Source organism: Dictyoglomus turgidum DSM 6724 (genome assembly GCF_000021645.1).
Classification (GTDB): Bacteria; Dictyoglomota; Dictyoglomia; order Dictyoglomales; family Dictyoglomaceae; genus Dictyoglomus; species Dictyoglomus turgidum.
Map to the genome: position 1 here is coordinate 1666668 of NC_011661.1, position 22782 is coordinate 1689449.

The 22782-nt window shown below is 33.6% G+C and carries 25 protein-coding genes and 1 riboswitch; of the genes, 14 read left to right on the top strand and 11 right to left on the bottom strand.

Translation table 11 applies throughout. The features are described from left to right. The first annotated feature begins 148 nt into the window (after positions 1 to 148). Entirely contained in the window at positions 149 to 706 is a 558-nt protein-coding gene (locus tag DTUR_RS08530) for a DOMON domain-containing protein (RefSeq protein ID WP_012583999.1), read from the top strand. A gap of 32 nt (positions 707 to 738) precedes the next feature. Here the strand turns inward: DTUR_RS08530 and DTUR_RS08535 are convergent, their stop codons facing one another. The 4 genes from DTUR_RS08535 to DTUR_RS08550 form a co-directional block, all read right to left on the bottom strand. Then, entirely contained in the window at positions 739 to 1506 is a 768-nt protein-coding gene (locus tag DTUR_RS08535; protein ID WP_242603697.1) for an ABC transporter ATP-binding protein, read from the bottom strand. Between the two features lie 44 nt (positions 1507 to 1550). Further along, positions 1551 to 2021: an ABC transporter transmembrane domain-containing protein gene (locus tag DTUR_RS08540; RefSeq protein WP_164931030.1), complete on the bottom strand. Its 471-nt coding sequence runs from the start codon at positions 2019 to 2021 to the stop codon at positions 1551 to 1553. A 7-nt stretch (positions 2022 to 2028) separates the two neighbouring features. Continuing rightward, positions 2029 to 2268 (bottom strand): hypothetical protein, encoded by a 240-nt coding sequence (locus tag DTUR_RS08545; RefSeq protein ID WP_164931031.1) that lies wholly within the window; start codon positions 2266 to 2268, stop codon positions 2029 to 2031. Between the two features lie 214 nt (positions 2269 to 2482). Next, the gene (locus DTUR_RS08550; protein ID WP_242603698.1) at positions 2483 to 3412 is read right to left on the bottom strand and encodes a phosphotriesterase family protein; all 930 of its coding nucleotides are present in this window, start codon (positions 3410 to 3412) and stop codon (positions 2483 to 2485) included. A 20-nt stretch (positions 3413 to 3432) separates the two neighbouring features. On the opposite strand from DTUR_RS08550, the gene DTUR_RS08555 reads away from it, so the two are divergent. From DTUR_RS08555 to DTUR_RS08595, 9 genes are all read left to right on the top strand, one after another. Continuing rightward, entirely contained in the window at positions 3433 to 4419 is a 987-nt protein-coding gene (locus DTUR_RS08555; protein ID WP_242603699.1) for a YbgA family protein, read from the top strand. Between the two features lie 38 nt (positions 4420 to 4457). Further along, a riboswitch (TPP riboswitch) is annotated at positions 4458 to 4577 on the top strand. Between the two features lie 58 nt (positions 4578 to 4635). Then, positions 4636 to 4824, top strand: a complete 189-nt coding sequence (gene thiS / locus DTUR_RS08560) for a sulfur carrier protein ThiS (protein WP_012584003.1) — start codon at positions 4636 to 4638, stop codon at positions 4822 to 4824. Positions 4825 to 4828: 4 nt separating this feature from the next. Beyond that, positions 4829 to 5602 carry a thiazole synthase gene (locus tag DTUR_RS08565; RefSeq protein ID WP_012584004.1) on the top strand — a complete coding sequence of 258 codons (774 nt, stop codon included), beginning with the start codon at positions 4829 to 4831 and terminating at the stop codon, positions 5600 to 5602. Positions 5603 to 5607: 5 nt separating this feature from the next. Further along, on the top strand, positions 5608 to 6717 hold the full coding sequence (thiH, locus tag DTUR_RS08570; protein WP_012584005.1) for a 2-iminoacetate synthase ThiH: 1110 nt from the start codon (positions 5608 to 5610) through the stop codon (positions 6715 to 6717). Continuing rightward, positions 6717 to 7319, top strand: a complete 603-nt coding sequence (gene thiF, locus DTUR_RS08575; RefSeq protein WP_012584006.1) for a sulfur carrier protein ThiS adenylyltransferase ThiF — start codon at positions 6717 to 6719, stop codon at positions 7317 to 7319. The genes thiH and thiF overlap by 1 nt, the downstream gene beginning before the upstream one ends. Further along, positions 7312 to 7983, top strand: a complete 672-nt coding sequence (thiE, locus tag DTUR_RS08580; RefSeq protein WP_012584007.1) for a thiamine phosphate synthase — start codon at positions 7312 to 7314, stop codon at positions 7981 to 7983. The genes thiF and thiE overlap by 8 nt, the downstream gene beginning before the upstream one ends. Continuing rightward, on the top strand, positions 7964 to 9217 hold the full coding sequence (gene thiC, locus DTUR_RS08585) for a phosphomethylpyrimidine synthase ThiC (protein WP_012584008.1): 1254 nt from the start codon (positions 7964 to 7966) through the stop codon (positions 9215 to 9217). Before thiE ends, thiC begins: the two co-directional genes overlap by 20 nt. Beyond that, entirely contained in the window at positions 9195 to 9986 is a 792-nt protein-coding gene (gene thiD / locus DTUR_RS08590; RefSeq protein ID WP_012584009.1) for a bifunctional hydroxymethylpyrimidine kinase/phosphomethylpyrimidine kinase, read from the top strand. Before thiC ends, thiD begins: the two co-directional genes overlap by 23 nt. A gap of 299 nt (positions 9987 to 10285) precedes the next feature. Continuing rightward, a complete protein-coding gene (locus tag DTUR_RS08595) occupies positions 10286 to 10585 on the top strand; it encodes a hypothetical protein (protein WP_164931032.1) in 300 nt (99 codons plus the stop codon). Positions 10586 to 10629: 44 nt separating this feature from the next. Here DTUR_RS08595 and DTUR_RS08600 read toward each other — a convergent pair whose 3' ends face one another. From DTUR_RS08600 to DTUR_RS08620, 5 genes are all read right to left on the bottom strand, one after another. Further along, a complete protein-coding gene (locus tag DTUR_RS08600) occupies positions 10630 to 11388 on the bottom strand; it encodes a metallophosphoesterase family protein (protein WP_012584011.1) in 759 nt (252 codons plus the stop codon). Beyond that, complete coding sequence (locus DTUR_RS08605) at positions 11385 to 12782, bottom strand: DUF4388 domain-containing protein (protein WP_012584012.1); 1398 nt, start codon at positions 12780 to 12782, stop codon at positions 11385 to 11387. Before DTUR_RS08605 ends, DTUR_RS08600 begins: the two co-directional genes overlap by 4 nt. 33 nt (positions 12783 to 12815) lie before the next feature. Then, positions 12816 to 13799 (bottom strand): ABC transporter permease, encoded by a 984-nt coding sequence (locus DTUR_RS08610; RefSeq protein ID WP_012584013.1) that lies wholly within the window; start codon positions 13797 to 13799, stop codon positions 12816 to 12818. An 18-nt stretch (positions 13800 to 13817) separates the two neighbouring features. Further along, on the bottom strand, positions 13818 to 15308 hold the full coding sequence (locus tag DTUR_RS08615; protein WP_353745317.1) for a sugar ABC transporter ATP-binding protein: 1491 nt from the start codon (positions 15306 to 15308) through the stop codon (positions 13818 to 13820). A gap of 98 nt (positions 15309 to 15406) precedes the next feature. Next, complete coding sequence (locus DTUR_RS08620) at positions 15407 to 16402, bottom strand: sugar-binding protein (protein ID WP_012584015.1); 996 nt, start codon at positions 16400 to 16402, stop codon at positions 15407 to 15409. 180 nt (positions 16403 to 16582) lie between these two features. On the opposite strand from DTUR_RS08620, the gene DTUR_RS08625 reads away from it, so the two are divergent. The 4 genes from DTUR_RS08625 to DTUR_RS08640 are packed head-to-tail and all read left to right on the top strand — an operon-like array spanning position 16583 to position 21181. Further along, entirely contained in the window at positions 16583 to 17785 is a 1203-nt protein-coding gene (locus tag DTUR_RS08625; protein WP_012584016.1) for a serpin family protein, read from the top strand. Positions 17786 to 17827: 42 nt separating this feature from the next. Then, entirely contained in the window at positions 17828 to 20008 is a 2181-nt protein-coding gene (locus tag DTUR_RS08630) for an alpha-galactosidase (protein WP_012584017.1), read from the top strand. 19 nt (positions 20009 to 20027) lie between these two features. After that, on the top strand, positions 20028 to 20225 hold the full coding sequence (locus DTUR_RS08635) for a MoaD/ThiS family protein (RefSeq protein ID WP_012584018.1): 198 nt from the start codon (positions 20028 to 20030) through the stop codon (positions 20223 to 20225). Then, positions 20225 to 21181 (top strand): PP-loop family protein, encoded by a 957-nt coding sequence (locus DTUR_RS08640; RefSeq protein WP_012584019.1) that lies wholly within the window; start codon positions 20225 to 20227, stop codon positions 21179 to 21181. The genes DTUR_RS08635 and DTUR_RS08640 overlap by 1 nt, the downstream gene beginning before the upstream one ends. On the opposite strand, the gene DTUR_RS08645 is transcribed toward DTUR_RS08640, so the two are convergent. Together DTUR_RS08645 and DTUR_RS08650 are read right to left on the bottom strand one after the other, a co-directional pair. Then, on the bottom strand, positions 21155 to 21574 hold the full coding sequence (locus DTUR_RS08645) for a M67 family metallopeptidase (protein ID WP_012584020.1): 420 nt from the start codon (positions 21572 to 21574) through the stop codon (positions 21155 to 21157). The genes DTUR_RS08640 and DTUR_RS08645 overlap by 27 nt on opposite strands. 4 nt (positions 21575 to 21578) lie before the next feature. Beyond that, positions 21579 to 22559, bottom strand: a complete 981-nt coding sequence (locus DTUR_RS08650; protein ID WP_012584021.1) for a radical SAM/SPASM domain-containing protein — start codon at positions 22557 to 22559, stop codon at positions 21579 to 21581. Between the last annotated feature and the right edge of the window lie 223 nt (positions 22560 to 22782).

The window sequence follows — 22782 nt, forward strand, 5'->3', positions numbered from 1 at the left end:
CACCCCCATTATTGAATTTTTATAATTATAACCCTTAAAAACTTTTTAAGCAATTAGAAAATTATTCTTAATATAAATTTAATGTTAAAAAAAATTAAAACATAGTATAATTTAAATTGTGAAAAATATATTAAAAAGGGGCTAAACTATGGAAGGAATTTTAAAAATTTTAATACTATCTCTAATTCTTCTTTTAACTTTTACTTTCGCCCAAACTCAAAAGCCTAATATTGATGGAAAACTTTCCCCTAATGAATATCCAAATTATGCTTCCTTTTCTAATGGAGAATTTCAAATATATTGGAAAATTGTGGGAGACGAAGTTTACATACTCATGACTGGAAAAACAAAAGGGTATGTAGCTTTGGGAATTGATCCCAAAGTAAAAGCAGGTGACGCAGATTATATTATAGGATATGTAACTGAAAAAGGAACTCAGGTACTTGACTATTATGCACCTGAAAAACATTTTGGGCATACTCAAGATGAAAAACTTGGTGGAAAGAATGATATTCCTGAATTTTCAGGCAGAGAAGATAAAGAATATACATATATTGAGTTTAGAAGAAAATTAGACACAAAAGACAAATATGACAAAGTTTTTCCAAAAACAGGAACACTAAAAATAGTGTGGGCATTAGGAAGCTCTGATGATCCAGTATCTATACATTCTAAGAGAGGTTATGGGGAATTAAAAATAAACTAAAACATCAAAAAGGGAGGGCTTAAGCCCTCCCTTTATTCTACCTTGCTAAATTGAAAACTCTTCTCCCAAAGATGCTTATATTTCCCATTTCTTAACAAAAGCTCTTGATGAGTTCCCTCCTCTACTATATTTCCTTCTTCTATAACCATAATATTATCAGCATCCTTCACAGTAGATAGTCTATGAGCAATAATTAAAGCGGTTCTATCTCTTATTAAATTATTCAATGCTTGAAGAAACAAACTTTCTGACTCAGAATCAAGAGAAGACGTTGGCTCATCAAGAAGGAGAATTGGAGAATTCTTCAATATGGCTCGGGCAATACTCAGTCTCTGCCTTTGTCCACCTGAAAGAAATACTCCCCTCTCTCCAACCCTTGTATTTAAACCATTAGGAAATCTTATTACAAAATCATAAGCAAGGACCTTCTTTGCAGAATTTATAATTCTCTCATCATCAGCATTATAATTTCCATATTTTATATTTTCTTTTACTGACTCAGGAAAAAGATAAACATCCTGATTTGCCACAGAGATGATATTTCTAAGAGACTTAAGATCCCATTTATCAATATCTAAACCCATTATCTTGATACAACCTTTGACAGGCTTGTAAAACCCAAGAATAAGCTTTACTATGGTAGACTTACCACTACCACTCTCTCCTACTATAGCTACTTTTTCTCCTTTCCTAATTTTGAAAGAAACATTATCAAGAACATTATTAGAATCTCCATAGGAAAAAGTTACATTCTCAAACTCTACTGAATAGGAATAGTAAGGATCATAAGTTTTTACCACTCCCCCTTTTTCCTCTTCTGCTAATATTACTTCGTGAATTCTATCTAAATCGGAGCTATGAATACATTAATAAGCCCTATAAAAGCTATTATTCCTCCTACACTCATCTCTCCACTTATTACCAACCTACTACCAAACAAAAACATCATTATAAACGGGCTTAAACTAATAATTTCTTTTAATGGATCAAGAAGAGCTTCAAATTTAGCAGATCTTAGTCCTTCTTTAAAAACTCTTTCAAGCTTTTCATCAAATAGACTAATTATCTCCGACCTGAGATTAAAAGCCTTTACTAAAGTTATTCCTGACAGTGTATCTTGAACCACTGCGTTCAAATTTCTATACTCATTCTGTTGCCTTTTTGTATATTTTTCTACAGGCTTTGTAATAATAACTGAAAGATAAATACATAGGGGAATTATGGCAAAAGTAAAAAGGGTTAACTTCCAATTTATAAGTAAAGCAAGAATTAATCCAAGGGTAAAGACAAAAGGTTGATAAAAAATATCACCCAAAGAAGAGTTAAGAAAATAATGTAGTCTTATTTAGTTTTTCTCCAATCCTTAATCTTAGATCATTTACATATCTTTCTGAGAATTTACTTAAATTAAAAGCTTTGATATATTCCAAAATAATTCTAAAAATAGAGATCAATAGAACAGTAAAGAAAATCTCTTTAAATCCGTTTCCATATTTTTGAAATAAATATTTATAAACGCAACTACAGTTGATAAAAGGAGTGCTAATACGTTTAAAGTCCAATCCTTCTTAAAAATCTCACGCATAAGCCCCTTTTTCATCTATCACCTCTAAATCCTTAATTTTTACTTAACATATTTTAAAATTGAATTTTAATTTTTGTCAATATATACCTTAAAAAATTTCAAATTAACCCTCCATGAATGCAAAAAAATCAATAAAGATAAAGGGATAGATGATATTTATGGGGAAATATTTTTTACTATAAGTAAACTATTTATCTCTTTCTCACTCTTATATCAAAAGCTTCACTTGGATTATTAACAAGTAACTTTTCAACAATCTCCTCACTTATGCCCTTTTCTTCCAGTTTAGGAATAAACTTATAAGATATGTCTGTATAAGGCCTTATATTTTGTTCCTCTTTAGATTTTCCTACAGTAAACCATCCTGCATCATGGGAGATCAGGATCCTATCTATGAACCCCTCTTTTATAACCTTCTCCATAAGGTTTAAATGATACTCCATTGGTCTTGCCCCAATGGAATCGTACTCAAGAAAAGCTCCTTTTTCTAACAATTCAAGGTGCACTTCAAAGTTTTCAATGGCATCAGCATGAACAATGATCAAAGCTGAAAGATCTACTTTCTCTTCCTCAAAAATTCTTGCCACTTCGAGGGCACACCTTTCTTCTCCTGTATGACATGCCACTGTAAGCCCAGTCTCAAGATGAGTAAAAGCAGAAGCTCTTATCAATTTTTTATCTATCTCATTTAGAGGTCCAGGATTTACTGCAGTTTTAATAAAACCGGGCTTAATACCATCTTCAATTCCTTTTTCCCATTCTTCAATCCACATTTTTGCAAAATCTTCTGAAGAAAGATTCCAATACTTTTTGGGCACATGTTTATCTTCGCCTGCCCCATAAAAACCTGTATTTGTTATGACATTTAATCCAGTTTTTTCTGATAGAATTTTCAAAACCTTTACATCTCTTCCTACATACTTGGGAGTACATTCAAAGAAAGTACTATAACCTAAATTTTTAATCTCCATTAAATACGGTAACATTATCTCTACAATCTCATTTCTCAAATTATCATCAATCTTTATTTGTTCTTCGGCAGGAGAGAAATCCACAAGAATATGCTCATGAACTAAGGTTTTTCCCATATCTTTTTTATCAACAAAACCTTTTACAGTCATAACCATAAGGTTCACCCCTTTTGCTTTTTACAAATGATATTGATATAATATCAAACATGAGAAATTTTACAAAGCCAAGAATAGTATATAGTGCTTGTCTTAATTCAGAACCAGTAAGATACGATGGTGGAATAATAAAAGATAGTTTTGCTCTGAAATTAAAAGAATATTGTGAAATTATAACAGTATGTCCAGAAGTCTCTATAGGGCTTGGGGTACCCAGGGAAAAGATCATAGTATATGTGGAAGAGAATAGATTAGGAATCTATCAACCCAAAACTGGATTAGACCTAACCGATAAGATACTTGACTTTTCCGAAAATTTTCTAAATACCTTACCTGAAATAGATGGATTCCTCCTAAAAAGTAAATCTCCTTCCTGTGGCCTATCAAACACCATGATTTATAAAGATAGAGAAGGAAAAATCTTCCACTCTAAAGGAAAGGGAATCTTTGCTCAAAAGGTTTTAGAAAAATTTCCTTACATTCCAGCAGAAGACGAGGGAAGGTTAAGAAATCCAGAAATTAGGGAGAGATTTCTAACGAGAATTTTTGCTCTATCAGAGTTAAGAAATCTCAAGAATAAAGATAATACAAAAGTAAAAGACCTAATAGAGTTTCATCAAAACAACAAATATCTCCTTATGGTTTATTCTCAAAAGCATTTGAAAGAACTTGGAAATCTTTTAGCCAATCAGTCTAAATATCCCTTTGAAGAGCTAATTGAGAAATATGCCCTCTTGTTTAAAGAAGCACTCTCTACAAATCTTAAAAGAGGAAATCATGTTAATGCCATCTTCCATATATATGGATATTTTTCTAGAAAATTAAAAGCGGGAGAAAAAAATCATTTTCTACATCTTTTAGATCTTTATAGAAGAGCGAAAATAAATTTAAGCCCTCTTGTTGAAATCTTGAGAAGTTGGGCATATAGATTTGATGACCAATATCTTTTAAATCAAACCTATTTAAATCCTTATCCTAATGAACTATCTTATATTGAATAAATTCTAACTTTTATGGTATAATTTTCCCAAAATTAAATATGGTTTTCCAGGGGAGCTGAGGGGATAAGCTCGGCTGAGAGGAGACCTAAGATCCCGGTCTCGACCCTTTGAACCTGACCCGGGTAATGCCGGCGGAGGGAGTGAAAGGTATAAAAAATCAAAGGACCGCTCGGTATAAACCGGGTGGTCCTTTATGTTTAATAGGGAGGGAAAAACATGCTTGTAAACGATAAAGAAGTAAATTTTAAAGGAAATTTAAAAGAATTGCTTCTTTCTCTTAATTATCCCACCGAAAAAATAGTTGTACTAGTAAACGGAGAAATTGTAAAAAAGGAAAATTGGGATAACGTAGAGTTAAGAGATGAAGACTACATAGAAATTGTCTCTCTTGTGGGAGGGGGATAATAATATGGGCTTAATAATTGATAATACTATTATAAATAACCGTCTCTTTGTAGGGACAGGTAAACTGCCAGATTATAGTGTTATCCCCAAAATGCATGAAGAACTAAAAATAGAAGTATTTGCTGTGGCAGTAAGAAGAATAAACCCCGAAATCAATAAGGGTTATTCTATCTTAGATTTCCTTCCTAAAACGGCAAAAATAATGATTAACACCTCTGGAGCAAGAAATCATAAAGAAGCAGTTAAAATTGCGGAAATAGGAAGAGAACTTACGGGTTCTGATTGGGTAAAAATAGAGATATCAGGAGAATTAAAATACCTTTTACCCGATAATGAAGAGACCATAAAGGCAGCAGAAATACTTGTCAAAGATGGATTTAAAGTCTTTCCCTATATATCTCCAGACCTTATCGTAGCAAAAAAATTAGAAGAAATAGGAGTTTCTGCAGTAATGCCTTTAGGCTCTCCCATAGGAAGTAACAAGGGAATCGATTGTGAAACTTTGCTTAAGGCGATTATAAATGAAATCTCTATTCCTGTTATTATCGATGCTGGTATAGGAAGGCCTTCCCACGCTTCAAAAGCTATGGAATTAGGTGCTGATGCAGTACTTATAAATACAGCCATTGCTACATCCAATGATCCCTTTAAAATGGCTGAGGCTTTTAATTTAGCGGTAAAAGCAGGAAGAATTGCCTACGAAATTGGTCTTCCCGAAGAAAAAGACTATGCTGACGCTTCGTCACCACTGATAGATTTTATAAAAGGAATTAGGTGAAAAACATGCTCAGGGAGATTCTTAAAGAAGCAGATGAAATCTTGAGAAAATCTCATGTCTTAGAGAATAAAGGAGGAAATGTCAGAAAAATAATTGATAAAGACAAGATATCAAAAGAGGACCTTTTTATTCTCCTCACTGATAATTCCGATGAAACTTTAATATTAATGGCTAATAAAGCAAAGAGACTTACAGAAAGGTATTTCGGAAAAGTTATAACCCTATTTACTCCTCTTTACCTTTCTAATTATTGTCTTTCTCCCTGTGAGTACTGTGGATTCTCAGCTAAACTTCAAATTCCAAGGAAGAAACTAAAGGAGGAAGAGATAATAAGAGAATACGAAGCCATCAAACAAACCAGCATTGACAGTATTTTACTTTTAACAGGTTGTGATAAAATTAATACTCCCTTTGAATATATCCTCTATGCAGTTAAACTTGCTAAAAAATATTTTTCAGAGATCTCCATTGAAGCATATCCTATGGAGGAGGAAGAATACAGAGTCTTAGTAAAGGAGGGTTTAACAGGAGTTGTTCAATATCAAGAAACTTATAATAAGGAAACCTATAAGAAGCTCCACCCTGTAGGTCCTAAGAGTGATTACGAATATAGATTACATACTCAAGAAAGAGCACTAAATGCAGGAGTTTATGAGGTAACTGTAGGAGTACTTTTAGGAATTAATGATCCCTATGAAGATGTGTTTAAGAGCATTCTTCATGCGGAGTACCTCTCTCAAAAATATCCAAAGGCTGAGATTAATATATCTTTCCCAAGATTTAGAGACCCCAAAACAGGCTTCAAACCCAAGTACCAAGTAAACGAAAAATTACTTTTAAGGTTTATTTTCTGTGCAAGAATTTACCTACCCCATGTAGGAATAACCATATCCACAAGAGAAAACAGCAGATTCAGAGATAATATCATTGGCTATGGAGTCACTAAAATGTCTGCAGGTTCAAAAACTACTGTAGGGGGATATGCTCAAACTGAAACAACAAGTGTTCAATTTGAAACTGATGACAGAAGAACTGTAAATGAAGTTATTAATGCAATAAAAAATAGAGGATATAGACCAGAATTCACAAATTGGATAAAAGGAGGCCTATATTAATGAATTCTTTTGAGGAAATGCTCCTTAACTATTTCACAAAAGAACAACTTGATAAAATTCAAAAAACCCGCATTGTAATAATGGGATGCGGAGGGCTTGGTTCCAATGGTGCCATTTCTCTAACACGCACAGGATTCAAAAACTTTATCCTCATAGATTACGATAAGGTTGAAATTTCAAATCTTAATCGTCAAGCCTACTTTCTCCATCAAATAGGAATGCCTAAGGTAAAAGCTCTAAAAGAAAATTTATTAAAAATAAATCCCGACTGTAATATTGAGGAATATGAAGAAAAAATAACCCCTGAAAATATAGAAATATTTATGAATAAAGGGGATATTATCATGGAGGCCGTGGATTCAGCCCAAACAAAAACTCTTATTCTCAATACTGCTATAAAACTTAACAAGAAAATTGTCTCTGCATCGGGAGTATGTGGTTATGGAAATTCTGAAAAAATAAAAATAAAAAGATTTAATAATATCTCTATCGTAGGTGATTTTGAAAGTGATAACTCTCTTTTCAAACCCTATGCCCCTAAGGTAATTGCAATTTCAAATATTCAATGTGATGAAATCCTAAGGATGGTGCTTTATGAATAAAAAAGAAAAATTAGAGCTATTAAAAGATTTCAATCTATACTGCCTAACCTGTGAAGAATATTCCATAGGAAGGAAGAATATTGATGTGGTAAGAGAAATTCTTGAAGCAGGGGTAAAGATTATACAATACCGAGAAAAGAAAAAACCTATGAGAGAAAAATATCATGAAGTCGTAAAAATAAGAGATTTAACTGCTAAGTATAATGCTTTACTTATAGTAAATGATCACCTAGATCTTACAAAAATAGTTGAAGCAGATGGGGTACATATTGGACAAGAAGATTATCCTATAGAGGTTGCTAAAGAGTTCTTAGGGGAAAACTTCATTATAGGTCTCACTACTCATACAAAGGAACAAGTTATGGAGGCATTACGAAAAGGAGCTGATTATATTGGACTTGGACCTATATTTCCAAGTTATACAAAAGAAAAACCTCACCCACCAATCGGAATAGAGATTCTTGATTGGGCTATCAAGAATATCAGTATTCCCGTTGTTGCCATTGGGGGTATAAAAGAATCCAATATCCATGAGATACTAAATCTGGGAGCCAAATGTATAGCTATGGTGACTGAGATTGTTTCTTCTCCAAATATTTATGAGAAAACGAGAAAAATCATCCACATATTGGAGGGATATAAAAATGGAAAATACATTGCTTGAAAAAGCCCAAAAAGGAGAACTTTCTTATGAGATAAAATCTGCATTTGAAAATGAAGAAATACCAGCAATGGAAATCTTATTAAAAAACATAGTTGAAGGAAAAACTGTTATTCCTGCTAATAAAAAAAGAAAAAGAAACAAATACTATGCCATTGGAAAGGATTGTACAGTGAAAATAAATGCAAATATAGGAGTTACAGGAAGCTATTCTAGCTTTGATAAAGAACTTAAAAAGGCTGAACTTTGTGAAAAATATAATGTGGAATCAGTTATGGATCTCTCTTGCGGTACTTTTGCTAAAAGATTTAGAGAAAAGCTTATAAATGAATTCTCTTTTATAGTGGGAAGTGTTCCTATATATGATCTTTCCGTTAAATTTAAGGATTTTACAAAAGCAAAGCCAAAGGATTTTTTGGAAGTTCTTGAAGAACACGTAGAAACTGGAGTTGACTTTGTTACTATACATGCAGGAATAAATAGGGAACTTGTGGAAAAATTGAAAGATAAAAACCGTCTCCTAAATATTGTGTCTCGTGGTGGCTCCATGATCTATAAGTGGATGGAGACAAATAACTTCGAAAACCCCTATTTTGAATATTTTGAAGATGTACTTAAAATATTGAAAAAATATGATGCGACTATAAGTATAGGTGATGCTTTTAGACCAGGATGCATACAAGATGCAGGAGAAGAGCTACAAGTAAGAGAAACTTACATAGTAAGTAAACTCGCAGAAAAGGCAAGGGAATATGGTGTACAAGTAATTATTGAAGGTCCTGGCCATGTAAGAGCTAATGAAATTTATTGGACAGTAAAAATGATTAAAAAAATCTGCAAAGATGCCCCTTTATATGTTTTGGGGCCCCTTACTACAGATATTGCAGCAGGCTATGATCATATATCTGGAAGTATGGGAGCATTGATTGCATCCCTTGCTGGAGCTGACTTCCTCTGCTATGTCACTCCTGCAGAACATTTAAGACTTCCAGATTTAGAAGATGTAAAAGAAGGAATTATTGCTTTTAAAATCGCAGCCCATAGTGCCAATATAGCAAGAGGATTTAGAAAATCTATTGAAAAGGATATAGAGATGTCCTTGGCAAGAAGAGAGTTGAACTGGGAAAAGATTATAAATCTTTCTATAGATCCTGAGAAGACAAAAAGATATAGAGGAGAACTCCATAATACTTGTACCATGTGTGGTGAACTTTGTGCCATCAAAAACAGTAGTTAAAATATTAGTTATAGCGGGATTAGATCCATCAGGGGGTGCGGGAATATTCCTGGATATAAAAACAATCCAAAGGCTTGGAGGATATGCTTTTGGTATTCCTACCTGTCTTACTGTCCAAAATACCCAAAAAGTCTACAAAGTTTACGAAATAAATCCAAGATACTTTTTGAAAACCTTTGAAGTTTTAATTAAGGATGTAGGAGAACTTGATAGTGTAAAAATAGGAGTCCTATATTCAAAAAAAATTATTGACTTAACTATAGAACTTATTAAAAAATATCAACTTAAAAACATAGTTCTTGATCCAGTAATAAACCCTACAAAAGGAGTTTTACTCCTTAAAAAAGATGCTTTTTCCTCTTTCCTAAGGCTGATATCCTTATGTACAGTGATAACTCCAAACATACCAGAAGCAGAAATCCTAAGTGGAAAGAGAATAAAATCCTTGGAAGATATGGAAACTTCTATAGAAGAAATCAGTAAAAAATTTGAAATTGAAAATATAGTTTTAAAGGGTGGACATTTAAATATAGAAAACAAGGTTTATGACTTACTTTATTCTAGAAATAGATTTGTATTATTTGAAAAGGAGTATTTAAAAGATCAAAATATCCATGGGACAGGATGTCTGTTTTCCTCAATTCTCTCCTTTTTTCTTGCCCAAAATTTAAACATAGAAAAAGCATTTTATGAAACACAAAACTTTTTTCAGAAAATCATTAAAAAAACTATAAAGATAGGAAAAGGGCAGGACTTAGTAAATTTTTAAGACTTTTCATAATTTTCTCAGAAACTGCTTGTACAACTCCTTCTACTCCGCCTCCTACTGGACCCGAAGAGGATACAGCAATATTTAATTTTGAGGATGGAACTCAAGGATGGCAAAAAGCAAGTGGTGATGATGGGTCAGCAGTAATAGGTGTTTCTCAGGATACCACAAAAGCTTATAAAGGAAATGGTAGTTTAAAAGTAGACGTAAAGTTAATTAAGGGAACTCAAGAAAAAGCGGGAGTAGAAATATATTTTGCTGAACCTGTAGATATGACTGGAAAAACATTGACAATACACATGTACATTGATCCTAGCTTAAAAGGAAACAATAATGGCATACAAATATTTGCAAAGGACAGTGATTGGTCTTATGGAGCAGGACCTTGGATCAACGTATCTGACAGCAATGTAGGAACATGGACAGAAGTAACACTAAATTTTGATAACCCAAATTGGAGTTGGGCAGGTGGAGGATCTGATGGTCAATTAGATATAACCAAAATAAAGGCAATTGGAATCAAAATCCTGATGGGTGGAAATGCTCCAGCAGGAGAAACTCTTGAAGGTTCCTATTGGCTTGATTCTATAAACTACTAACATAAAAATTAGAGCGAGAGGCTACTTTTATTAAGCCTCTCGCTCTACCAATTTAGTCTAACCACTTCTTCATTTATACCTTCATCGCTGACTTTTATCAAAATAAAATGAGGCTTTCCCTCATCAAGGTTCGATGAAATGTAAGGACGGGCGCCACCAATTCCAGAGATGATATAAACAACTCCGTTAATTTCTTTCCTATAATACATATGAATATGCCCTGAAAAAACATAATTTACATGATATTCCTCAAATAATTTCATTAATATTTTAGACTCTACAGGATCTGCCTTGTGAAAAAGGAAAAACCAACTTGGAGATATAACTGGTTGGTGCATAAAAACAAATTTATATTTCTTATTGGTCCCCTTAAGTACTTCAATTAACCATTCAAGCTGAACCTTTCCAAGAGATCCCGAAGCGTTATTCAGAATAATAAATCTTGCATTCTCATAGTCAAAATAATAATACAAGGGTCTCTTAGTAAAGCTTTGAAACCTTGCCCCCTTAGGATCTTTATATAAATCATGATTCCCAGGAACGATATAAAAGGGTACACTTACATTCTTTAAAATGCTTCCCACATACCGATACTCTTCGTCACTACTTTCTACCAGAATATCTCCCAGCTGAACTATAAAATCAGGTTTTCTTTTTACAACTTCAGAAAGATTTCTTTCAAAAACTCCAAAAACAGGCCTTCCCGCTCTATCTCCAATTACCGCAAAAGTAAAAGCATAAATTGTTGAATATAGACTAATAAATAAAAAAATTATTGCTAATATTTTACTTGTATTTCTCATCTTATTAGACTAATATATATCTCCTTCTCTTTTACAACTTTACTTTCTATCTCCCTTATAATTTTATTAAAAACTTCATCCTTATTAGATTTACTTAGTTTACTCTCTAACACACTATAAATCAATCCCCCAGCCTCAACTATAAAGTTTTTAATTTCATCTTCGCTGTATTTGTCCTTCTCTTTATAAAAATATATAAAGTTAGGCCTTCTATCAAGCACTATATGATTAAATAAATATCGTACATCAAGCAAAGAACTTCCTACAAACTCACTCCATACTTTTTCGATCTCCTTGATCAAACTCTCTTCCTTTAGTTCCCTTTTTAAAGTATTCCAAAAAATATAGAAAGAATAAATCATAGCTATTTTATAGTCACTCTTCACATTTATCAAACAATTATTAATTATTAAATTAGCAATAACATTTTGAGTATATATTTTCTCTAAAGGAGAATAATCAAAAACTTGCCTTAAAGTTCTCTCTCCATCAAAGAAAAGAGAAACCACAAATTCATCTGTCCTTAAATCTCTACATACAGGAACAAATATATCATTTCCCTCACCCTTTAATACTACCGAAAATTGTTCAGCTTTTGTCTTGTCGATTTCACTTTTCACATACTTATTCAGAAAATCAAATACATCTCTTATAGCTAATTCCACTTCATTAAAATCAAATCTTGTCAAATGCCTATAGAAGTAATGCCATGACATCTTTTCAGAATTTATCAAATCCTCTAACAAGCCTGAAAAATCCTCATGAATTTTAGAGACAAAACTCTGAATATCCTTTTTCAGCCCTCTTTCATTAATCAAGTATCTTCTGCCTTCTTCCTGCATCAAAAATTTCCAAAACCTCCATAGTATATATATCCAGAAGAGCCTCTCATCATCGTCTACTCTAAGAAGCTTTCCCTCCCTTATCAATTTCTGAATTAACTCAAGAGCTTTTAGCTCTCCTAATGGTGAGTTTAAAACCACATCCCTTACTTTAGCAGTACCATCAAAAGAGGAAGATACCACTTCTTCTTCTAAAGCAAGTCCATCCATTCTAACAGGAAGTAGCACAAAGTCGCTTAAATAGTTCATTAAGTCAAGATGTTTAGAGAAATTTACAATAATCTCAAGAGGATCTAAATTCAAAGTTTTATTCTGGGTCTTCCCTTCAGGATAAAAAACAAAGTCCCCTATATTCCAGAGCACAAGTCCCAAAACTGCATTATATCCCTCTATAAAACCAGTTTTAACATTAACTATCTTACCATTTTCAAAAAATACCTCTACCCTCTTTAAGCCGTTATCTATTTCAAGCTTTCCTGTCTTTCTTCCTATGGAAAGAGTCTGAAGTACTTCCCAAAGAGGAATACTTTGTAAATCTCCCCTTATACCCATAACATTCCCCCTTTTCCCCTTCCTAAATAAATTTTATCTTAGTAAACCCATTTTTCTTTTCCTATATTGATCAAAGATAATTGCTGCTATAATTATTGCACCTATAGCTGAGGGTTGCCAGTAAGCTGGAAAACCTAAAAGTACCATTCCTGTTCTTAGAACCTGCATAATAGCAGCTCCAATAATAACTCCAAGAACTGTTCCTTCACCTCCAGCAAGAGAAGCTCCACCTATAACTGCCGCAGCAATTACATCAAGCTCATAACCTAAAGCTGCTGTTGGGGCAGCTACGCCTAATCTTGCAGTCATTAAAATACCACCAATAGCTGTAAGAACACCACAGAGAGTATATACTAAAATTTTTATTCTTCCAGTATTAATACCTGAAAGCCTTGCAGCCTGCTCATTTCCACCAACCGCATATATCTTATATCCCCAAGAGGTTCTATTAAGAAAAATTGATGTAATTACTCCTAAAATTATCATAAATATTACAGGAAGAGGTATACCTACACCTAAAAAGGGAACATCATATTGGCCAAGGAAATTAAAGGATTTTGGAAGATCTCTAACGGGCCACCCACCTGTTACTCCATAACAAAAGCCCCTTGCAATATTCATAGTACCAAGAGTAGCTATAAAGGGCGGAAGATTAGTTTTACTTATGAGTATTCCATTTATAAAACCTATTAATCCTCCAATAAATATTCCACCAAGAATAGAGAGAAAAACCCCAAAATTTGCTTTAAGCATCATGGCTGTTATTAGTCCTGCCATAGCCATTACTGAACCTACAGAAAGATCTATTCCTCCAGTAATAATAACCATCAATATACCAAAACCACTAATGGCAATCCAAGAAAAAGCCCGTAATATATTAAATATATTTGTAGAGGTTAAAAATGTTTCGGTAGTTAAGCTTAGAAAAAGAGATAGTAAAAATAATATGACCAATATTCCTAACTCTTGAATCCTACCAGTTTTTATTAGCCTTTTACTTTTCACACCCTCTTTCATTTCTAATCCTCCTCTCATTTAATTAACTATATTTCCAGAGGCATATGCCATAATTTTTTCTTGCGTGGCCTCTTCCCTTGAAACTTCTGCTACAATCTTTCCTTCACTCATAACAAGAATTCTATCGCTCATGGCAAGGACTTCAGGCATTTCCGAAGATATCATGATTATAGAAATTCCAGATCTGGCAAGTTGACTCATAATCGCATGTATCTCAGCCTTTGCTCCTACGTCTATTCCTCGAGTAGGTTCATCAAGAATAAGTATCTTAGGCTCGGAAGCAAGCCACTTTGAAAGTACTACTTTTTGTTGGTTTCCTCCCGAAAGATAAAGAACTTTCTCAAATACCGAAGGAGTCTTTATATTTAATCTCCTAACAAATTCTTCTGAAATCTTTGTAAGCTTAGCTTTATCAACAAAATTCAAAAGTTTTAATAATTTCTTTATAATTGTTATTCCTATGTTTTCTCTAATAGGCATATTTAATATCAAGCCTTGATTCTGTCTATCCTCAGGTACTAATCCAATTCCAAATTTAACAGCATCCTCAGGAGAATTTATCTCTACTTTATTACCCTCAATAAAAATCTCTCCTGATTTTTTAGGATCAGCACCAAAAATCAGTCTCACAAGTTCTGTTCTTCCCGAACCTACAAGTCCTGCAATTCCAAGAATCTCTCCTTTATAAAGAGTGAAACTAACATTTTTAACCACATTACTACTCAAATTTCTAACCTCAAGAATTGGCTCTCCCTTGATACCTTCTTCCCTCTTAAACATATCTCCAATAGGCCTATTTACCATAAGATAAATAACTTTGTCCGGTGTAGCCTCGTCCTTAGACATATATCCCACTAATTTACCATCTCTTAATATGGTTATTCTATCGGCAATTCTAAATACCTCTTCCAATCTATGAGAAATGAAAACAATAGCAATACCCTGATCTTTCAACTGCTTTATTACTTCAAAAAGTTTTTCTACTTCTTCCGGACCAAGAGCTGAGGTAGGCTCATCCATAATTATTATTTTTGCCTTGAGAGCTAAAGCTTTTGCTATTTCTACAAGTTGGATCTGAGCTACCGAGAGATTTTTAACCAGCTCATCAGGAGGAATGTTAGCTCCTACCCTTTCTAAAAGCTTTTTTGCTCTCTCCTCTATTTCTTTTTTATCCACAAAACCAAGAAAACCCCATATTCCTTTTCTCTTAATCTCCCTTCCAAGAAATATATTCTGTGCCACAGTTTGATTAGGAGTTACATTCAATTCCTGATGAATAGTACTAATTCCTAAAAGCTGAGCATGATAAGGATCTTGTATCTCAACCCTCTTACCTTCAAGATAAATCCTCCCTGAATCCCTTTTATAAACTCCACTTAAGATCTTCACAAGGGTTGACTTACCTGCACCATTTTCTCCCACAAGTGCCATAACCTCGCCAGCATATGCCTCAAAATCTACCCTATCAAGAGCTTGAACTCCTGGAAATGCTTTAGATATTCCCTCCATCCTTAAAATTGGCTCCAAGCTTACTCACCTCCTTATTTAAAAAGAGGGTACGGCCTTAAAAAAGCCGTACCCTCTATACTTCTTAGTGTATCATTAGTTTAGAATGGAGGTGGAAGAGGTGTCTTGAAATCTTTCAAGAGCCATGCCCTAATCATTGCATCTACATTTTTCTGGGTTACAATATCCATTCCAGAGTCAATCCAATCTGGGAACTTTTCGTTATTTACCACTTTCCTATAAAGGATATCTATAGCATCATAACCCCAACCCCAATATTTTTGACCTACTAAACCGCAAAGATATCCCTCTTTAAGTAATTGTAGTTCCACAGGAAGAGTATCAAAAGCAACAGTAAATACTTTCTTAGCCTTTGCAGCCTTTTCCCAAAGAGGCATAGATCCTCTTTCTGCAAAGAGGGGCCAAAGTCCTACAAAGAACCAACCTCTAAGCTTTGGATACTTCTGCATAGTCTCTTCTACTACCTGTACTCCTCTATTAATATCATCATAACAAGCTACAGTAGTAACAATCTTTATCTTTGGATATTTCTTAATTTCATCTTTGAATCCTCTCATTCTTTCCTCTAAGTTAAGAGCTCCAGGTACACCAGTTAAAAGTGCCACATCTCCACTGGTACCCATAGCTTTTACAAGGAGTTTTGCAGCCCATTTACCGCCCTCATAGTTGTTAACTCCAAGATATGTGAATCTCTTACTCTTGGGAGAATCCGCGTCAAAAGTCATTACCGGAATTCCTGCCTCAACTGCCTTATTAATTACATCTATCAAAGCGGTAGGATCATTACAAGAAATAGCTATCCCATCAACCTTTCTTGCAACGACATCTTCCACAACTCTTGCTTGCTCCGTAGCATCAGAAGCTACTGATGCCACATATAGAACCTCTACTTTATAAGGACCTTTCTTAGATAGTTCTTCTGCTCTCTTAAAAGCACCGTCTCTACCAAGCTCAAATACTGGGTTATTCAAAGCTTTAGGAATCCATGCGAATACGAGTTTTTTAGGAGTCTGGGCTGTAGTAGCCATCAAAAGGAATACCGTAACGATGAATAGAATTACTAAAAGCTTTTTCATTACCTCACCCCCATTAAATTAGTTAGTAAGACTCATAAATAAAGAAACCTTAAGAAAATCTTTCACCTGAACGCTAACCCCTATATCACCCCTTCCTATTCAGTGTGTAGAATAATTATATAACACTCCTTAAAAATTGACAATGTTATAATAAATCAATAAAAATTTTAGGAGGCTACCATGAAAAACACAACTAAAATTTTCGTCTTGTTAATTCTTCTTATTTTCTCCTTTGCTCTTGCCGAAAACGTGGACAAAAATCTATTAACCATAGCTAAGGGGAATAACCTTTTTGGCCTGAACCTCTATCAAAAACTAACTATAAAAGAAGGAGGAAATATTTTCATCTCACCTTATAGCATATCTTCAGCTCTCGCCATGACTTATGCTGGTGCAAGTGGAAACACTAAAAAACAAATGTCAGAGGTATTATATTTTAATTTGCCTGATGATGAATTACATTTCGCCTTCTCAAAACTAAACTCCATACTCAATACCCCTAAAAGTGATTTTCAACTTGCCATTGCCAACTCTCTATGGGGACAGATTAATTATCCTTTCCAAGAAGACTTTCTTGATCTTGTTAAAAAATATTATTCTGCTGGATTTAATTTAGTAGATTTTGTAGACGAAATTAATAGAGAAAAGGCAAGAAATGAGATAAACAAATGGGTAGAAGACAGGACAAACCAAAAAATAAGAGAACTAATACACAAAGAAGATCTCAATCCTATGACAAGACTTGTCCTTGTCAATGCTATCTACTTTAAAGGCAAGTGGAAGTACACTTTTAATAAAGAAGAAACAAGAGAAATGCCATTTTTCCTCAATGAAAATAAAACCTTAAAGGTTTCTATGATGCACCAAATTAATGAGTTTAATTACTATGAAGATAAAAATCTTCAAGCTATTGAGCTTCCCTACTCAGGTAATGAACTCTCTATGGTGGTAATCCTTCCTAAGGAAAGAAATCTTTCAAAAATTGAGAAAAATCTAACTTATGATATGTTAAACAGTATTAGTCGTAGTATGGAGAAAGAAAAAGTAGATTTATATATTCCCAGATTTAAAATAGAGAAAAGATATATCTTAAATGAAGCTTTAATGAAACTTGGAATGACCGATGCTTTTATTGATATGCTTGCAGACTTTTCAGGAATGACAGGAGATAAAGACCTTTACATAAGTAAAGTAATTCACCAATCCTTCATAGAAGTTAACGAAGAAGGAACCGAGGCAGCTGCAGCAACAGCAGTTATAATGTCAGGAAAAAGTATAGGATTAGGCCCTAAAGTATTCAAAGCTGATCATCCATTTCTCTTTTTCATAATTCATAAGCCCACAAATACAATTCTCTTCATGGGGAGATTTATAGAACCTTGATTTTTTGGTAATATTAATAAAAAAATAATTTGAGGTGATAAAATGCCTATAATATATGATAGAGAAAATAATATTTTTCACTTAATGGCAGGAGATTCCAGTTATATTATAAAAATCTTTAAAAACAAATATCCTGTACATCTTTACTGGGGGAAAAGACTAAACCATTCTCATTTCTCAGAAGCTTTTATCACCTCTCCCTTTGGGGCAAATCCAGATCCTAATGACAAATCCTTCACTTTTGACAGAATGCTATTAGAGTATCCTTCGTATGGAAATTCTGATTTCAGACATCCAGCCTTTCAAGTAGAGCAAGAAGACGGTTCCCGAATAACCCATTTAGTTTTTAACAACTACAGAATATATAAAGGAAAGCCTAAGCTTGAAGGTTTACCCGCAACATACGTAGAAGACGAAGATGAGGCAGAAACCCTTGAATTAGAACTTGCAGATGAACTTATAAACTTAAGAGTCATTCTATTATACACCGTTTATAAAGATTATAACGTAATTACAAGAAGCATTAAATTTATAAATGAGGGAAATCAAAAACTAAAGATATTAAGAGCTCTAAGTACTTGTGTTGACTTTGATCATTGTAATTTTGATCTTCTTCATCTTTGGGGATCATGGGCAAGGGAAAGATACGTAGAGAGAGTACCATTGATGCATGGCATAAAAGTAATTGAAAGCTCCCGTGGAGAAAGCTCTCACCAACACAACCCCTTTATAGCTTTACTCTCCAAAGATGCTACTGAGAAACATGGCGATGTATATGGATTTAGCTTAGTATATAGTGGAAACTTTGCAGCAAACGTAGAGGTGGATCAATTTAATACCACAAGAGTCACTATGGGTATTAATCCCTTTGAATTTACATGGATTCTTGAAAAGGGTGAAAGTTTTCAAACACCAGAAGTAGTAATGGTTTATTCCTCTCAAGGAATAGGAGAAATGTCTAGAACTTATCACAGATTATATAGAAAAAGACTTGTGAGAGGAGTTTATAGAGATAAAAGAAGACCTATTCTTGTAAACACATGGGAGGCAGTTTATTTTAATATAAATGAAGAAAAACTTCTCTCCTTAGCTAAAGAGGCTAAAGAACTTGGAATTGAACTTTTTGTCCTTGATGATGGATGGTTTGGAAGAAGAGACGATGATACAAGTTCTCTTGGAGATTGGTATGTGGACAAAAGAAAATTACCTAACGGACTTGACGGATTGGGCAAAAAATTAAATGAGATAGGACTTAAATTTGGACTTTGGTTTGAGCCTGAAATGGTTTCTCCTGATAGCGAACTATATAGAAAACATCCTGATTGGTGTATACAAGTTAGGGGAAGAACTCTCTCTCAATGTAGAAATCAGTATGTGCTTGACATCACGAGAAAAGAAGTAAGAGAAGAAATATTAAGAATGATGAAAGAGATTATAAAAAATGCACCTATAGAATATATCAAATGGGACATGAATAGACCTTTAACTGAAGTAGGTTCTCTTGCTCTCCCTCCAGAAAGACAAAAAGAAGTATTTCATAGATATGTGTTAGCTTTATATGAAATGATGGAGGAACTTATTTCAGAATTTCCCTATATCCTCTTTGAGGGATGCTCAGGAGGAGGAGGCAGATTTGACCCCGGAATTCTCTATTATATGCCTCAAATTTGGACCAGTGATGACACCGATGCTATAGAAAGATTAAAGATACAATGGGGAACCAGTATAGTATATCCAGCATCCACCATTGGAGCCCATGTATCTGCAGTTCCCAATCATCAGGTAGGAAGAATAACTCCCTTAAAAACCAGAGGCTATGTAGCCATGTCTGGTGTATTTGGATACGAAATGGATCTTACAAAATTAACTCCTGAGGAAAAGGAATTAGTAAAAGAACAAATAGAGATATATAAAAGAATATGGCATATTGTCTTTGAGGGTGACCTCTACAGACTTGTAAGCCCCTTTGAGGAAAACTCTGCTTCTTGGATGTTTGTTACTCCTGATAAAAAAGAGGCTTTTGTGATTTATGTAAATATGTTAGCTGAACCTAATCCTCCTTTTAAAAAGCTTAAACTTGATGGATTAGATCCCAACAAAAAGTATATAATCGAGGGTACCGACAAGGAATACTATGGAGATGAACTTATGAACATTGGTATAAATATACCTCCTATGAGAGATTTTGATTCTTTCGCTTTTATATTAAAAGAAAAATCTTAAAAAGGAGGAGTTCTGTGAAATGAGGGTAATTATACGTAGAAATAATGAGATAAGGGAGATTAAAGGAGATCTTAAAGTAAGGGAAATATTTAAGGTCCTAAATATAAACCCAGAAACAGCTCTTGTAATAAAGGGAGAAGAGATTCTTACCCCCGACAAAATAGTAAGAGATGATGAAGAGATAGAAATCATACCCGTGATTTCTGGAGGAAGGTAATGCACTGTACTAAGTGTCATAATGAAGCAAGCATATATATAAGAAGGCATAATACTGCCTTTTGTAAGGAACATTTTATAGAATATATATATGGACAAGTAGAGAAAGCTATTAAAAAATATAAGATGTTTGAAAAAAATGACCAAATCCTTGTTGCAGTCTCCGGAGGAAAGGACAGCCTTGCCCTATGGGATATTTTAATTTCCTTAGGATATAAAGCTGATGGCTTACATATCGATCTTGGAATTTCAGAATATTCTGAGAAATCAAAGGAAACTGTTAAAAAATTTGCAGAAAGTAAAAACTTAAAACTCCATATCATCTCTATAAAGGACCTATATGGTTTAGGAATAAAAGAAATTGCTCATAAAAATAGAAAAACCCCCTGCGCTACTTGTGGCGTAATAAAGAGGTACATAATGAACTTAGCTGCTCTGGAATTAAAATATAATGTGATTGCCACAGGACACAATCTTGATGACGAATCTGCAACTCTCCTTGGAAACATCCTTCATTGGCAAATAGACTATCTTAAAGCCCACTCTCCAATACTCCTTGAAGATGAGGTTGGATTTGCAAGAAAAGTTAAGCCCCTTTATAGAGTCTCAGAGTACGAAACCTCTGCCTATTGTATTATGAAGAAAATTGAATACATAATTGACGAATGTCCTATGTCCATAGATGCTCAATCTCTTAAATATAAGGAAATCTTAAATATCATTGAAAGGGATTCCCCCGGAACAAAAGAACAATTTTATTTTGGTTTTTTAGAAAAAGGAAAAATTTATTTTAGCCCAGAAAAAAGAGATATAAAGCTAAATAATTGTAAAATCTGTGGACAACCTACTACCTCAGAAATATGCGGATTTTGCAGGCAAATGACAAAGGCAAATTTAGAACCTCTACGGATAAAAGAATTTGTAATAAAGTTAAAAGATTCTTATGGGCAAATTTAATATATCCTCATCTTTTTTAAAATAAGCATCAAGTTTTATGGTGGGATTAGTATTAATTCTCAAAGAAAAAACTAAATAACATATCTCTGGAATCATACTATTTTTGTCCTTTTCTGACAAATACTGTCCTCCTTCAGGATGGGAATGATAAACCCCTATAAAGTTTTGCCCAATTTTCTCTATAAATCTTAAAATTTTAATCTCTTCCCATGGATCTATAAGATATTCTCTATAAGGATCTGAAGAAACATTCTTAGTCGTAAAATAGCTTTTAACGATAATTTGAGAAGCTCCCACCTCACCCCCAAGAATTCCACACGCCTCAAAGGGATATTCATGGATGGAATGTACAACAAGCATCTTAAAAATATCCTTAGGAAGATAAATTTCCATTATCTTATAAAAAAGACAAAACCTTAGGACAATAAGGATCTGGTTTACTAATATCCCTTTCTACTATATAAGATCTCGCATAACACCCCCCTTTACAGAATTCTGCTACACCGCAACCAAAACAAAGTTTATATCTTTCTTTAAGTAACTTATAAAATCCATTCCGTTCCACTTCTCTTAATGCTTCAGAAAGAGATTTTGTCCTTATTTCAGAAAGAGGCATATCCAGTACGTCACAAAGCATAATATCACCTGTAGGAGCAAGATCTATACAATCAAAAACATGGCATTCATCTACAATAACATAGTTTGAGAGTTTCATACTCTTCATAAAAGGCACACACCAAAGTATTACGGGATATTCTTCCTTCTCAGCCTCATAAGAAACTTCCCTAATGGTATCTATTAAGATTTTGGAATCTATATAGATTCCTGTGTTCTTAGCTTCTCCAGAGGGAATTACTGGTATCATACAAAGATCTTTTGCCCCAATATTCTTGGCAAATTTTACCATATTTTTAGCGTCATAATAATTCAAGGAAGAAATAGAAAAAATTATGGAATAAGGAATAGCAAATTCATTGATTAAGTCTATACTATTTAACAGCTTGTCAAAATTACCTCTACCCCTCATCTTTTCAAAAGTCTCTCTATTAGAGCCATCAATAGAAACATAAAGATATACATTATTGTCTTTCAAAAACTTCGCTATTTCCCTGGTAAGCAGAAGAACATTAGAATTCAAAGACACTTCAAGTCCTAAAGAACGAGCCTTTTCTATATATTCAAAAAGATCTTCTATTAAAAGAGGTTCCCCTCCTGTGAAATCTATACTTTTAATGGATAGTTCCTTTACTTCTTCTATCAGTTTTAAGGCTCTCTTTTTTGAGATTCTTCTCTCCCAATTCCTCCTATGGACATAACAGTGAGGACAATTTAAATTACATCTTATGTCAAGGATCCAAATAATATTAGTAATGAATATATCAACCTCCCTTCACAGTTTTATAATAGTCTGTTATATTTTACTATTAATAAAATTTTTATGTCAAAACCACATGAAAACTCAATTACAAAACCAAATTTCTAAATGTGAAAAATACTAATAATGAAAAAACTATAATGTAACCAATACCAATACCTTTTGACAAAGAAACTAAATCTGTGTTAAACTCTATTCAAGAAGCGTAGGGTAGGAAAAAAGCCCG

Coding starts and splice junctions, on each gene's coding strand:
- DTUR_RS08530 (WP_012583999.1), top strand. CDS start 149: ATGGAAGGAATTTTAAAAATTTTAATACTATCTCTAATTCTTCTTTTA.
- DTUR_RS08550 (WP_242603698.1), bottom strand. CDS start 3,412: ATGACTGTAAAAGGTTTTGTTGATAAAAAAGATATGGGAAAAACCTTA.
- thiS (WP_012584003.1), top strand. CDS start 4,636: ATGCTTGTAAACGATAAAGAAGTAAATTTTAAAGGAAATTTAAAAGAA.
- DTUR_RS08565 (WP_012584004.1), top strand. CDS start 4,829: ATGGGCTTAATAATTGATAATACTATTATAAATAACCGTCTCTTTGTA.
- thiH (WP_012584005.1), top strand. CDS start 5,608: ATGCTCAGGGAGATTCTTAAAGAAGCAGATGAAATCTTGAGAAAATCT.
- thiF (WP_012584006.1), top strand. CDS start 6,717: ATGAATTCTTTTGAGGAAATGCTCCTTAACTATTTCACAAAAGAACAA.
- thiE (WP_012584007.1), top strand. CDS start 7,312: ATGAATAAAAAAGAAAAATTAGAGCTATTAAAAGATTTCAATCTATAC.
- thiC (WP_012584008.1), top strand. CDS start 7,964: ATGGAAAATACATTGCTTGAAAAAGCCCAAAAAGGAGAACTTTCTTAT.
- DTUR_RS08595 (WP_164931032.1), top strand. CDS start 10,286: ATGTACATTGATCCTAGCTTAAAAGGAAACAATAATGGCATACAAATA.
- DTUR_RS08600 (WP_012584011.1), bottom strand. CDS start 11,388: ATGAGAAATACAAGTAAAATATTAGCAATAATTTTTTTATTTATTAGT.
- DTUR_RS08605 (WP_012584012.1), bottom strand. CDS start 12,782: ATGGGTATAAGGGGAGATTTACAAAGTATTCCTCTTTGGGAAGTACTT.
- DTUR_RS08610 (WP_012584013.1), bottom strand. CDS start 13,799: ATGAAAGAGGGTGTGAAAAGTAAAAGGCTAATAAAAACTGGTAGGATT.
- DTUR_RS08615 (WP_353745317.1), bottom strand. CDS start 15,308: ATGGAGGGAATATCTAAAGCATTTCCAGGAGTTCAAGCTCTTGATAGG.
- DTUR_RS08620 (WP_012584015.1), bottom strand. CDS start 16,402: ATGAAAAAGCTTTTAGTAATTCTATTCATCGTTACGGTATTCCTTTTG.
- DTUR_RS08625 (WP_012584016.1), top strand. CDS start 16,583: ATGAAAAACACAACTAAAATTTTCGTCTTGTTAATTCTTCTTATTTTC.
- DTUR_RS08630 (WP_012584017.1), top strand. CDS start 17,828: ATGCCTATAATATATGATAGAGAAAATAATATTTTTCACTTAATGGCA.
- DTUR_RS08635 (WP_012584018.1), top strand. CDS start 20,028: ATGAGGGTAATTATACGTAGAAATAATGAGATAAGGGAGATTAAAGGA.
- DTUR_RS08640 (WP_012584019.1), top strand. CDS start 20,225: ATGCACTGTACTAAGTGTCATAATGAAGCAAGCATATATATAAGAAGG.
- DTUR_RS08645 (WP_012584020.1), bottom strand. CDS start 21,574: ATGGAAATTTATCTTCCTAAGGATATTTTTAAGATGCTTGTTGTACAT.